This window comes from Devosia sp. YR412 (assembly GCF_900110945.1).
Classification (GTDB): domain Bacteria; phylum Pseudomonadota; class Alphaproteobacteria; order Rhizobiales; family Devosiaceae; genus Devosia.
On the sequence record NZ_FOFL01000001.1, the window covers coordinates 97,757 to 110,053 of the forward strand.

The 12,297-nt window shown below is 62.6% G+C and carries 13 protein-coding genes; 4 read left to right on the forward strand and 9 right to left on the reverse strand.

Annotated elements, in window-relative coordinates; all coding sequences use genetic code 11:
- The first annotated feature begins 7 nt into the window (after positions 1–7).
- Positions 8–793, forward strand: coding sequence for a siderophore ferric iron reductase (locus tag BM045_RS00475; RefSeq protein WP_170848312.1), 786 nt, complete (start codon positions 8–10; stop codon positions 791–793).
- Between the two features lie 199 nt (positions 794–992).
- Here the strand turns inward: BM045_RS00475 and BM045_RS00480 are convergent, their stop codons facing one another.
- Complete coding sequence (locus BM045_RS00480; RefSeq protein WP_244522828.1) at positions 993–1,550, reverse strand: SH3 domain-containing protein; 558 nt, start codon at positions 1,548–1,550, stop codon at positions 993–995.
- 119 nt (positions 1,551–1,669) lie between these two features.
- Here BM045_RS00480 and BM045_RS00485 point away from each other — a divergent pair, with 119 nt between their 5' ends.
- The 3 genes from BM045_RS00485 to truB are packed head-to-tail and all read left to right on the forward strand — an operon-like array spanning position 1,670 to position 4,049.
- Entirely contained in the window at positions 1,670–2,692 is a 1,023-nt protein-coding gene (locus tag BM045_RS00485; protein ID WP_092179058.1) for a 2-hydroxyacid dehydrogenase, read from the forward strand.
- 44 nt (positions 2,693–2,736) lie between these two features.
- Positions 2,737–3,147 (forward strand): 30S ribosome-binding factor RbfA, encoded by a 411-nt coding sequence (rbfA, locus tag BM045_RS00490; protein WP_092179059.1) that lies wholly within the window; start codon positions 2,737–2,739, stop codon positions 3,145–3,147.
- Positions 3,144–4,049 carry a tRNA pseudouridine(55) synthase TruB gene (gene truB / locus BM045_RS00495; RefSeq protein ID WP_092179060.1) on the forward strand — a complete coding sequence of 302 codons (906 nt, stop codon included), beginning with the start codon at positions 3,144–3,146 and terminating at the stop codon, positions 4,047–4,049. The genes rbfA and truB overlap by 4 nt, the downstream gene beginning before the upstream one ends.
- Before the next feature lie 158 nt (positions 4,050–4,207).
- Here the strand turns inward: truB and BM045_RS00500 are convergent, their stop codons facing one another.
- The 8 genes from BM045_RS00500 to BM045_RS00535 all read right to left on the reverse strand — a co-directional run bounded on the left by BM045_RS00500 (position 4,208) and on the right by BM045_RS00535 (position 12,292).
- Positions 4,208–5,101 (reverse strand): 6TM ABC transporter family protein, encoded by an 894-nt coding sequence (locus BM045_RS00500; protein WP_092179061.1) that lies wholly within the window; start codon positions 5,099–5,101, stop codon positions 4,208–4,210.
- Positions 5,102–5,383: 282 nt separating this feature from the next.
- A complete protein-coding gene (locus tag BM045_RS00505) occupies positions 5,384–6,358 on the reverse strand; it encodes an ABC transporter substrate-binding protein (RefSeq protein ID WP_092179062.1) in 975 nt (324 codons plus the stop codon).
- Positions 6,359–6,377: 19 nt separating this feature from the next.
- Positions 6,378–7,229: an ABC transporter permease gene (locus BM045_RS00510; protein ID WP_244522895.1), complete on the reverse strand. Its 852-nt coding sequence runs from the start codon at positions 7,227–7,229 to the stop codon at positions 6,378–6,380.
- 245 nt (positions 7,230–7,474) lie between these two features.
- On the reverse strand, positions 7,475–8,344 hold the full coding sequence (locus tag BM045_RS00515) for an ABC transporter permease (protein WP_244522829.1): 870 nt from the start codon (positions 8,342–8,344) through the stop codon (positions 7,475–7,477).
- Positions 8,341–9,129 (reverse strand): ABC transporter ATP-binding protein, encoded by a 789-nt coding sequence (locus BM045_RS00520; protein WP_092179064.1) that lies wholly within the window; start codon positions 9,127–9,129, stop codon positions 8,341–8,343. Before BM045_RS00520 ends, BM045_RS00515 begins: the two co-directional genes overlap by 4 nt.
- Positions 9,130–9,133: 4 nt before the next feature.
- Entirely contained in the window at positions 9,134–10,585 is a 1,452-nt protein-coding gene (gene hydA / locus BM045_RS00525; protein ID WP_092179065.1) for a dihydropyrimidinase, read from the reverse strand.
- A gap of 16 nt (positions 10,586–10,601) precedes the next feature.
- Positions 10,602–11,033 (reverse strand): hypothetical protein, encoded by a 432-nt coding sequence (locus BM045_RS00530; RefSeq protein WP_092179066.1) that lies wholly within the window; start codon positions 11,031–11,033, stop codon positions 10,602–10,604.
- A gap of 8 nt (positions 11,034–11,041) precedes the next feature.
- Positions 11,042–12,292 carry a Zn-dependent hydrolase gene (locus tag BM045_RS00535; protein WP_092180708.1) on the reverse strand — a complete coding sequence of 417 codons (1,251 nt, stop codon included), beginning with the start codon at positions 12,290–12,292 and terminating at the stop codon, positions 11,042–11,044.
- Between the last annotated feature and the right edge of the window lie 5 nt (positions 12,293–12,297).

The following is a 12,297-nucleotide window of genomic DNA, read 5'->3' on the forward strand; positions in this document are numbered from 1 at the left end:
AGGCGGCATGGCTCGCTCCTTCCTCTTTGCCCAAGATAGCGCCGACGCCGCGACGACGCGGCTGATCGCGACGGCGGCGCAACTCACCGGCTTCATGAAGGGTGAGCCCGGGCCAGCACGGCCGGGCTGGTACGTGCCCGGGGCGGATAATTCGATCCTGCTGGCAGAGTTGCATGCGGCGCTGGTCGCAGCCTATCCGCAGGCCGGGCCGGCCTTTTATGCCGTGCGGCTGTGGACCAACCTGCTGTGGCAACCGGCCTATCTCGCAGTGATATCAGCGCATGTGCACGGCGCCATGCCCGATCTGGCAAGGCTCAGCCAGCAGCGGCGCGGCATTTTCATCGACGGCTACCGGCTGACGCCGGGTGCGCAGACTGCGGATACCGTGGAGGAGCTGATCGCCGAAGCGGCACGGCAGTTCAAGCCGATGACGGCCACGCTGTTCGACGAGGTCAATGCGCTGGTCAAGCTCAAGCCGCTGCCGTCACGGCGGCTCCTGGCGGGGCGCATGCTGAGCCTGATGGTCTGGCTGAGCCAGCGTCGGCGCGATATTCCGGCCGAGACGATAGAGGCATATTCGGAATTGTGGATGGAAGCGCTGGGGCTCAGCGGCCAAGGCACGCTTGAGCCTATCGCGGGACCGAAAGGGCAGCGGCTGCTAATCATCAAGCGTCGGGATTGCTGTCTCGATGACCGTATTCCGCCCGGCACGCTTTGCGCCAGTTGCCCCAAGCAGGACAATGCGGTGCGTGTGGCGCGGCAGACGGCGAACGCGGTGGCGGAGTTGGGTTAGGGTGATTGTGCCCAAAACGTACCCCCACCCGACCCCCTTCGGGGGCCACCCTCCCCACAAGGGGGAGGGAGAAGAAAGATCGAGTGCGCTGAACTTGCCTATCCCTCCCCTGAATGGGGAGGGTGGCCCCGGAGGGGTCGGGTGGGGTGATGGTTAGCCACAGCGGTTCGTTTGACGACCAAGCAAGGCGACGACGTCGCTAGTCGAACACTTCATCCGGATAGACGCCCCAGAGTTCGTCCTGGTGCATATAGCCGGAATAGGTGGTGGAACGCTGATTGGGATCGCCGGCGCTGACTTCGCACCAGGTGCCGTCGCATTCCTTGATGGTGACCTTGAGGCCGGGCCCCAGCCGGGCGCGCAGGCTCGCATCGTCGGAGCGGTTGGACAGCAGCGCGATTTCGCCATTGGCTACGATTGGCGTCACATAGCCGGAGCGGGTGCCGGCGAGCAGGTTCTGGTGAATCCAGCCCTCGCTGCCATCCATGTCGCGAATCTTGCGCCAGGTGTCGAACTCCTGGAGGATTTCGACCGGAATGCCGGATTTGAGATAGGTCCAGGCGATGTCGTATTTCTGGCCCGGCCCCACGCGCACATTGATCGGCTCGCTGCGCGTGGTGACAAAGCGCGGCAGTGGCAGCCCGCTCGGATTATTGGCCTGCGCCAGGGCGGGCGGCGTCAACAAGGCAACAAGCAGAGCCAGCCAGGGCAGCAGGCGGAACAGCGATGTCAGGGGGTTGGCGATGGGGCGGCTCACGGTCTTGTCAAACATGACTTTGCAGGCAAAAGGATTTGTCCTATCACTAGCAAAAGATCCTTAATGGGCGCTGAAGGATGGGTTTTCCACACCCCGAGCGCCGCCCGATCCCGGACCATATGGCTAGCCAAAAACCCAATATTCTCGTCACCAGGCGCCTGCCCGAGACCATCGAGGCGCGCATGGCGACGCTGTTCGAGACCCATGTCAACGAGGGTGATGTCACCCTCACCGGCGACGATATCGTGGAAGGGCTCGATGGCAAGGATGTGCTGGTCTCCTCCATCACCGACCGCATCGATGCCGAGCTGATCGCCCGCCTGCCCAAGAGCGTGCGGCTGATCGCCCAGTTCGGCAATGGCGTCGACAATATCGACGTCGAGGCCGCCTGGGCCGCCGGGTTGACGGTGACCAATACGCCCAGCGTGCTCACCGAAGACACCGCCGATATGGCCATGGTGCTGATGCTGGCGCTGCCGCGCCGGCTGGTCGAAGGCACGCAGATGCTGGTGCGTGACGGGGTCTGGGCCGGCTGGTCGCCGACCTCCATGCTCGGCAACCGGTTGCGCGGCAAGGCGCTGGGCATTGTCGGCATGGGCCGCATCGGTACGGCGGTGGCGCAGCGCGCCAAGGCCTTCGGGCTCAACATCCATTATTTCTCGCGCAACCGCCGTCCGCCCGGCGTCGAAGATCCGCTGGAAGCCACCTATTGGCACGATCTCGACGCGATGATCGAAGCGGTGGATATCGTCTCGCTGCATACGCCGCACACCCGCGAAACCTTCCATATTCTCTCGGCGGAACGGCTGAGGCGGATGAAGCCGGGGAGTTTTGTGGTCAATGTCAGCCGGCCCGAACTGGTCGACGAGGCGGCAATGCTCGACGAGATCGAAAGCGGACATTTGAGCGGCGCAGCGCTGGACGTGTTCGAGAACCGCAATGGCATCGATGCGCGGCTTCTGGCACTGGCCGAAGCCAACAAGGTGGTGCTCACCGCCCATATGGCCTCTGCCACGCTCGAGGCGCGGGTGGAAATGGGCGAGACGGTGATCGTCAATATCCGGGCCTTCATGGATGGCCACCAGCCACCGCATCGCGTGCTGCCCGAGGGCGTGCATGGCCGGCCCAGCCCGCGCAGCTAAGTCCGCCGATTGACGGCAGCCCAGCAAGGGCTTAATTCCCGCCAATGAGCAAAGACAACAAACAGACCGGCCCCAACCAGCGCATGCTGCGCGTCGGCGAACTGGTGCGCCACGCGCTGGCCGCCATTTTCGCCCGGGGCGACGTGGACGATGACGCCCTGCGCAATGCGGTGATCACCGTGCCCGAAGTGCGCATGACCAATGATCTCAAGATCGCCAATGCCTATATCATGCCGCTCGGCGGCCAGCATGCGGTGGAAATCGTCGCGGCGCTGAACCGCAATGCCAAGTTCATCCGCGGCCGCGTGGCGCCGCAGATCAACATGAAATTCGCGCCCGAAGTGCGCTTCCATGTCGACGAGACCTTTGCCGAAGCCAGCCGCATCGATGCGCTGCTGCGCTCCGACAAGGTGAAGCAGGATCTCGAAAACGACGAAGACGGCGACGACGCGTGAACGACAAGCCCAAGCGTATCAAGCGCGCCATTTCCGGCTGGGTGGTGCTCGACAAGCCGTTCAATATGACCTCCACCCAGGCGGTGGGAAAAGTCCGCTGGCTATTCAGCGCCGCCAAGGCCGGTCATGCTGGCACGCTCGATCCGCTGGCCACCGGCATATTGCCGATCGCTCTGGGCGAGGCGACCAAGGCCGTGCCCCAGGTGCAGGACGGCACTAAGATCTATCGCTTTGCGATCAAATGGGGCAGCGCCACCACCACCGATGACGCGGAGGGCGAAGTGATCGCCACCTCCGACGTGCGGCCGGAGCAGGCCGCGCTCGAAGCGGTGCTGCCACAGTTCACCGGCGTGATCCTGCAGCGGCCCCCAATTTTTTCGGCGCTCAAGATCGACGGCGAGCGCGCCTATGACCTGGCGCGGGCCGGCGAAGTGGTGGAATTGCAGCCGCGCGAGATCGAGGTCGATCATATCGCACTGATCGAGCATGGCGCCGAGCAGAGCATCTTGGAAGTCACCTGCGGCAAGGGCACCTATGTGCGCTCGCTGGCGCGCGACATTGCCGAAGTGCTCGGCACGCGCGGCCATGTGAGCCTCTTACATCGTGCGGCCGTCGGGCCATTCCATGACGAAGATGCGCTGACCATCGACCAGCTCGAAGCGCTGTCACAGGACGAGCGCGATGCGCTGCTCAAGCCCGTCTCGGCCGGCTTTGCCGACCTGCCGGAAATCCGTCTCGATGCGCAGCAGGCGACGGCGGTGCGGCATGGCAATGCGGTGCTGCTGACCGGAGCCGGTTCGCCGATTTCGTTGGATGAATGCTGGGCCAGCTTCAAGGGTGAATGCCTGGCCACCGGCTGGGTGGAGTTTGGCCAGTTCAAATGCCGGCGGGTGTTTAACTAGGTCGCGTCACACAGACAAAATACAGAAAAGGCGGGGATTGCTCCCCGCCTTTGCTCTTCCTAGCGCAGGAAGAAGATGATGATGATGATCAGCCAGATCGGCACGCCGAGAAGCCAAAGTCCGATACCACGGAGCATGTTGTGTTCCTTTCCTGACTGTTAGAAGCGCTTGAAGATGCCGGCGAAAACGGTGTTTTCGTCGCGATGGTTGCCACCCTTCTGGGCTGCCCAGAAGGCGCCGATGGCCGAGACCAGCAGCGAAGCAGCGAGTAGGAAGGCACCGATGATCGCCGTGTTGCGGGCAATACGCGCCGCTTCGAGAGCCGTCTGGCGGGCTTCTTCAACCGACTGGATGGCCTGATCGACGCGGGCTTCAGCTTCCGGCTGCGGGATGCCGGTATTGGCGGCAACGACCGAGGCCAGATAGGTGCGGTCGGCATCGGCAACGACGCCATCACCAAGAGCAGCCTGGGCAAAGATCCGGCCGGCTTCACCGCGGGCCGCGTCAGCGTCGACCGGCTGGGTCGTGCGGAACATGGTGTCGATGAAATAGGCGTTTGGATCAACCGCATCTGCAGCGCCTTCGGCGACGTTCGATGCTGCATTGGTTGCAGTGGCGGCAACATTGCCGGCCGTGCTGGCCGCAGCACCGATACCGCCGACGGCGATCACGGTGCCGAGGATGGCAGCACCGGCCCAGACCAACAGGCCATGGGCGCCGTCACGCAGGTCGCTCTCGTCTTCGGTGGCGTCGAAATAGCGGCGACGCAGGCGACCGGTCAGGTAACCGCCAGCCATGAAGCTGGAGATCTGCACCCAGAGGATCCAGGTTGCGGCAGCGATGCCGACGAAGATCGGGTTAGGGCCGTCACCATAACCGAAATCAAGGAAATTGAGGCCGACGGCCGAACCGAAGCTGATCAGCACGAGGCTGATGGCCGAGGCCAGCACGATGCCGGCAATAATCGCAGGCCAATCGACATAGGACGACTGGTCGCGATTGGCGGCGACAGTAGAGGGAACGACAACGCCCGCAGGCGCATCAATGGTCATTGTGGTGACTCCTGGAATTTATTGGTGATGTTCTTGCCAGGAATGATCAAGCAAGACCGATGAACGACAGGATGGCCATGACGATGACGATGAGGCCGACGATATAGATGATCGAGTTCATGAGGATTGCCCTTCTTGATTGACGCAGTCAGTGAGCCATCAACCGTGGGCGGGGTGAATCGTTCCGGGGTTGCATCAATTATGTGCAGGTTGGCGTGATCCCGCCCGGAAACGAAAAAGGCGGGGATCGCTCCCCGCCTTCGTCAGTGCAGTCGGATCAGCCTACAGGCCGTCGGTGACGACGGTGGTGAAGGCGCCTTCCGGCTCAGCCTTGATGATCTTCTGGTCGAGCAGGGCTTTCACCGTGCGCTCATAGGTGGCCGGGTCGAGCGCGGCATCGGAGGGATCGACCAGCTTGGCGACTTCGCCGGTCATGTAGAGCTGGTGCTCCAGCGTTGCGGCGCCGGTATCGTCCATGTCGACGACGATCTGCGCGGCTTCCTCAGGATTGGCCGCGGCATATTCCCAGCCCTTCATCGAGGCGCGGACGAAGCGGGTATAGGCGTCGACCTTGGCCGGATCGGCCAGGGTGTCTTCCATCACATAGAGACCGTCTTCGAGCAGGTCATTGCCCATTTCGGTATAGTTGAAGATGGTCAGGTTATCCGGGCCGTAGCCGGCATCGAGCGCCTGGCCATATTCGTTATAGGTCATGACCGAAATGCAATCGGCCTGGCCCTGGATCATCGGCTGGATGTCAAAGCTCTGCTGCAGCACGGTGACGCCGCCGGCCGAACCGTCGGTGGCAATGCCTTCCTTGTTCATCCAGGCAAAGAACGGATATTCATTGCCGAAGAACCAGACGCCCAGCGTGTGACCCGGGAAATCGGCAACGGTCTTGATCTCCTTTTCGGCCGGACAGATCATCATCAGGCCCGACTTCTTGAACGGCTGGGCGATATTGACCAGCGGCACGCCGGTTTCGCGGGCGGCCATGCCGGCTGCCATCCAGGTGACGATGATGTCGGCACCACCGCCGGCAATCACCTGTTCCGGAGCAATGTTCGGGCCACCGGGCAGGATGGTGATGTCGAGATTTTCCTCGTCATAGAAACCCTTGGACTCGGCGACCAGATAGCCGGCGAACTGCGCCTGGGTGACCCACTTGAGCTGCAGGGTCAAAGCGTCCTGTGCGAAAGCGGGCGCGGCCGAAAGCGCCAGGGCGCTGACGAGCAGACCTCCAATTACGTTCTTCATTGTCGTTCCCTTTTCCCTGTTACGCCCGTCCACCACGGACAGACGGATGCCAGAAGGTGACGCCCCTTTCGATGAGGGCGATCACCCCGTAGAAGACAGACCCCGCGACCGCGGCAACCGCGATCTCTGCCCAGACCAGGTCGATGGCCAGTCGGCCAACGCCTGTCGATATCCGGAAGCCCATTCCCACAATGGGCGTCCCGAAGAATTCCGCTACGATTGCGCCGATCAAGGCCAGAGTCGAGTTGATCTTGAGGGCGTTAAATATGAAGGGGCCCGCAGCGGGAAGCCGTAACTTCATAAGAGTTTGCCAGTAGCCGGCGGCATAGGTGCGCATCAGGTCGCGCTCGATGCTGGAGCTGGCGTTGAGGCCGGCCACGGTGTTGACCAGCATCGGGAAGAAAGTCATCGCCACGACGACGGCGGCCTTGGACTGCCAGTCAAAGCCGAACCACATCACCATGATCGGCGCGATGCCGATGATCGGCAGGGCCGACATGAAATTGCCGATCGGCAGGAGGCCGGCCTTGAGAAAGGGCGAACGGTCGACAAGGATCGCCACCACGAGGCCGGAGAGGCAGCCGATGGCATAGCCGGGCAACACGGATTTGATGAAGGTCTGGACGAAATCGGCCCAGAGGATCGATGCTGAATTGGCCAGCTGGGCGCCGATCATCGATGGCGCGGGCAGCAGCACCGGCGGCACATTGGCGCCGCGGGTGACCACTTCCCAGATGACCAGCAGCGCTGCGCCGAAGACGACAGGGATCAGCAGGCCCAAACCGGCATTGTCACCCAGCTTGGGCGCCAGCGCCTTGCTGAGCCGCTCGACGAACAGCCAGGCAAACAGCCAGGCCGCCACCAGTGCCATCCAGAAGAAAGCCGGGGTCGGGTCGAAAATGCCCAGGCTGGTGAGCAGAGCGACTGCGCCCAAGAGCGCAAAGGCGCCATCAGCCCAGAGACCAAGCGGAATGAAGAAGCGGATCAGGGACAGGAAGCCCAGCGCCAGAAAGGCCTTCAGCAGCAGCGCCTGTTCGAAGGGCGTCACCACGCTGAGCGCAAAGGCCGCGGCGGAGAGACCGCCGGCAACGAGGGCGAGAAAGATTTGCAGCTGGCTCATGCGGGGCGGGCCCCCATGCGCCGGTTGACGGCGCTTTCGGCGAAACCGACGATCATAACCAAGACAGCGGCCAGCGCGGCGGCGATGAACAGGGCCGCCCAGATCTGTATGGTCTGGCCATTGTAGGAGCCGGTGAGCAGCCGCACGCCGAGGCCACCGCCAGCAGCATTGGACAGCTCGGAAACCACGGCACCGATCAGTGAAATGGCGATACCCACCTTCATCGAGGCAAACAGCATAGGCATGGCGGCGGGCCAGCGCAGCTTCCAGAAGGTCTGCCAGGGCGAGGCGTCGTAGGTGCGCATCAGGTCGAGCTGAATGCCCTCGGGCGAGCGCAGACCCTTGACCATGCCGACCACCACCGGAAAAAAGCTCAGATACATCGAGATCAGCGCCCGCGGCACCGTGCCGGTGACGCCGATCGAGCCCAGCCCAACCACCACCATGGGCGCGATGGCGAGGATCGGAATGGTCTGGCTGGCGATGATCCAGGGCATCAGCGAGCGATTGGCCGCTTCATTGTGAACGATGAACACCGCCAGCGCCGCGCCCAGCGCCGTGCCGAGCACGAAACCGAGCAGCGTCGAGGAGAGCGTGATCCAGCCGTGATAGGCCAGCGAGCGCTTGGAGGTCAGCTCCAGCGCCACGGTGGCATTCCAGATTTCCCCCACCACCTGATGCGGCGCCGGCAGCAGCGGGCGGTCCTGCGCCCAGGTCTGCAGCGCAAAATCGGTGAACGACACGTCGGTCAGCTCGGCGCGGCTATTGAGCGTATTCTGCCACGGCGCGTTCATCGCGATGGCGCCGACATACCAGATGACCAGAATGGCCAGCAGCACCGTGAGAATGGGCAGGACGCGGTTCAAACGTGATCCCCGTCGTAGCTATGGCCGGCCCGCAGTCCGTCGCGCACCCGCGCGGCAATGGCCAAAAACTCCGGCGTCTCGCGGATATCCAGCGGGCGCTCGCGCGGCAGGTTGCTCTCGATCACATCGGTAACGCGGCCGGGGCGGGGCGACATGACGACGATCTTGGTCGAAAGGTACACCGCCTCGGGAATGGAATGGGTGACGAAACAGATGGTCTTTTTCGTCGCCTCCCAGAGTTTCAGCAGTTCGGAATTGAGATGGTCGCGGACGATTTCGTCGAGTGCACCAAAGGGCTCGTCCATCAGCAGCAGGTCGGCATCGAAGGCCAGAGCGCGGGCAATGGAGGCGCGCTGCTGCATGCCGCCTGACAGCTGCCAGGGATATTTCTTCTCGAAGCCCGAAAGATTGACCAGATCCATTGTGCGTTTGATGCGCTCGGCCTGCTGGCTTTGCGAATAGCCCATGATTTCGAGCGGCAGGGCGATGTTCTTTTCGATGGTCCGCCAAGGATAGAGCGCCGGCGCCTGGAACACATAGCCATAGGCCCGGTCCTTGCGCGCGTCGCCCGGCGTTTGGCCATTGATGGTCAATGTGCCCGAGGTCGGTTGTTCCAGATCGGCAATGGTGCGGAGGAATGTGGTCTTGCCGCAGCCCGAAGGCCCAATGAAGGAGACGAACTCGCCCTTTTCAATGGTGAGATTGACGTCGCTCAGCGCGACGACATCGCCATCATTGGTCTTGAAGGTGAGGCCGAGATTTTGCGCCGAGACTACCGCTGACAAGCTTTCAAACCCCCGAAGCCGGAATGCCCGACCGTTCCACCTTGCGCGGTGCGACGATGTCTTTCCACTGCGACAGCGCCCGGTTCACAGGGTTCTTTGCCTCGCGGCCGACAAACTTGCCATGGCCCGGCTCCGCATCGACGGAATTCTCGGTAACCGAGACCTTGCCACGGCTCAGCACGAAGCGCGGCAGGCCGGTGACCTCGAAACCTTCGAAGACATTGTAGTCGATGACCGACTGCTGGGCGGAAGCGGTGATGGTCTTCTTGCGCGCCGGGTCCCAGACAATCAGGTCGGCATCGGCGCCAACCAGCACAGCGCCCTTTTTGGGATAGAGGCCCAGGATCTTCGCAATATTGGTCGAGGTGACGGCGACGAATTCGTTCATGGTCAGGCGACCGGTGTTGACGCCCGCGGTCCACAGCACCGGCAGGCGATCTTCCAAGCCGCCCGTGCCATTGGGAATTTTCGAGAAATCGCCAAGGCCACTGCGCTTCTGCGCCGTGGTGAAGGCACAGTGATCTGTTGCGACACAGGACAGAGAGCCCGACTGCAGCCCGGCCCACAGCGAATCTTGGTGGCTCTTGTTGCGGAAGGGCGGCGACATGACGCGACGGGCGGCGTGATCCCAGTCCTGGTTGAAATATTCGCTTTCATCCAGCGTCAAATGCTGCACCAGCGGCTCGCCATAGACGCGCATGCCCTTCTGGCGGGCGCGGCGAATGGCTTCATGCGCCTGTTCGGAGCTGACATGCACGACATAAAGCGGCACGCCCGCCATATCCGCGATCATGATGGCGCGATTGGTGGCCTCGCCTTCGACTTCCGGCGGGCGCGAATAGGCATGGCCTTCGGGGCCATTATTGCCCTCGGCAAGCAGCTTGGCCGTCATCGCCGCAACCACGTCGCCGTTCTCGGCATGCACCAGCGGCAGGGCGCCAAGCTCGGCGCAGCGCTGGAACGACGAGAACATCTCGTCGTCATTGACCATCAGCGAACCCTTGTAGGCCATGAAATGCTTGAAGCTGGTGATGCCGCGATCGACCACCTCCTCCATTTCGCGCCACACCTGCTCGCCCCACCAGGTAATCGCCATGTGGAAGCTGTAGTCGGCACTCGCCTTGCCGGTCTTGTTGTCCCACATGTGGAGGGCCTCGATCAGGCTCTGGTTGGGATTGGGCAGGCAGAAATCCACCACCATGGTAGTGCCGCCGGCCAGGCCCGCGCGAGTGCCGCTCTCGAAGTCATCGGCGGAATAGGTGCCCATGAAGGGCATTTCCAGATGGGTATGCGGATCGATGCCACCGGGCATGATGTAACAGCCACTGGCGTCGAGCACCTCGTCTCCGGAAAGGTTTTGGCCGATCTCGACGATCACATCGCCTTCAATCTTGACGTCCGCCTTGTAGGTTAGATCAGCGGTAACGACGGTGCCGTTCTTGATGACTTTGCTCATACTGCCTGTCCTATGGTCAATCGAGCCACTCCCCGCCCCATCCTCGCTTGGGCGGATTGTCGCTGTTCATTTCGAGAAAGAAGATGGCGTCGGCGACGATGTCCTCGGGAATGCGCTTGTCGATGCGGTGAACGAGGTCCACGGCCTCGGTTTGCAAATCCTTGTGCCCGGCCCAGAACTGGCGGGGAATTTCATGGATCAGCATTGTCAGCAGCAAGGTCCGGTCGAGCTTTACCGCAGGGTCCGCTTCCACCCTGTCGAGCAGGTAGCGCACCACAATCTCGACCTCTGCCTCCTGCACGATCAGCCGCACCAGATCGACGTCGTTCAGCGAGCCGATAGGGGCCGCGCAGGCCGCGTGGAACGCTTCGTGCGACGTACTCTCAAACGGGCCGGTGAAGTCCGGGTGCCCGGTCATCTCGTTGATCGATTTGGTCACGTCGATCAACGGCCTCGTCACTCGACAATCTCCGCCGTTTCCAGCACGGCGTGGAACAGCACGTCGCAACCGGCGGCGGCCCATTCCATGGAAATGTCCTCGGCCTCGTTGTGGCTGAGGCCGTCGACGCAGGGGCACATGATCATGGTGGTGGGGGCGAGGCGATTGGTCCAGCAGGCGTCGTGGCCAGCGCCGGAGATGATGTCCATGTGCGAATAGCCGAGCTTTTCGGCCGCCGAGCGCACACGGCCAACGAGGACCGGATCGAAGGCCACCGGATCGAAATGCCCCACGGCCTCCATGGCATAGCCGACGCCGAGTTCGGCACAGATAGCCTGTGCACGCGCCTCGATCTGGCTCCGCATTGACGTCAGCTTGCCCAGCTCCGGCGAACGGATATCGACCGTGAACACCACCGTGCCCGGTAGCACATTGCGCGAATTGGGCGAGAACTTCATCTGCCCCACGCCACCGACGGCGCCCGGCTGATGCGCCATGGCGATCTCCTGCACCGCTTCGATGATGCGTGCGGTGGCTAGACCCGCATTGACCCGCATCAGCATCGGCGTCGAGCCGGTATGGGCTTCCTTGCCGGTCAGGGTGAATTCGAGCCACCACAGGCCCTGGCCGTGGGTGACGACGCCGATCTGCTTGTTCTCGGCCTCAAGGATCGGGCCTTGCTCGATGTGATATTCGAAATAGGCATGCATCTTGCGGGCGCCGACCTGTTCCTCGCCGCGCCAGCCGATGCGGGCCAGTTCATCACCATAGGTCTTGCCGTCCTGGTCCTTGCGGCCATAGGCGTAGTCCTGCGTGTGGATTCCCGCAAAGACGCCCGAGGCCAGCATGGCGGGGGCGAAACGCGCGCCCTCTTCATTGGCCCAATTGGTGACGACAATCGGATGCTTGGTCTTGATGCCGAGGTCGTTGAGCGAACGCACGACTTCGAGCCCGGCCAAAACGCCAAGCACGCCGTCATATTTGCCGCCGGTCGGCTGGGTATCGAGATGGCTGCCGACATAGACCGGCAGGGCATCGGGATCCGTGCCCGGACGCGTCATGAACATCGTCCCCATCTGGTCGACGCCCATGGTCAGCCCGGCGTCGTCGCACCAGCGCTGGAACAGGCGACGGCCTTCGCCATCCTCGTCGGTCAGCGTCTGGCGGTTATTGCCCCCGGCAATGCCGGGACCAATCTTGGCCATATCCATCAGGCTGTCCCAGAGCCGATCACCGTTGATACGAAGGTTTTCTCCTGGGGCAGACATGGTCA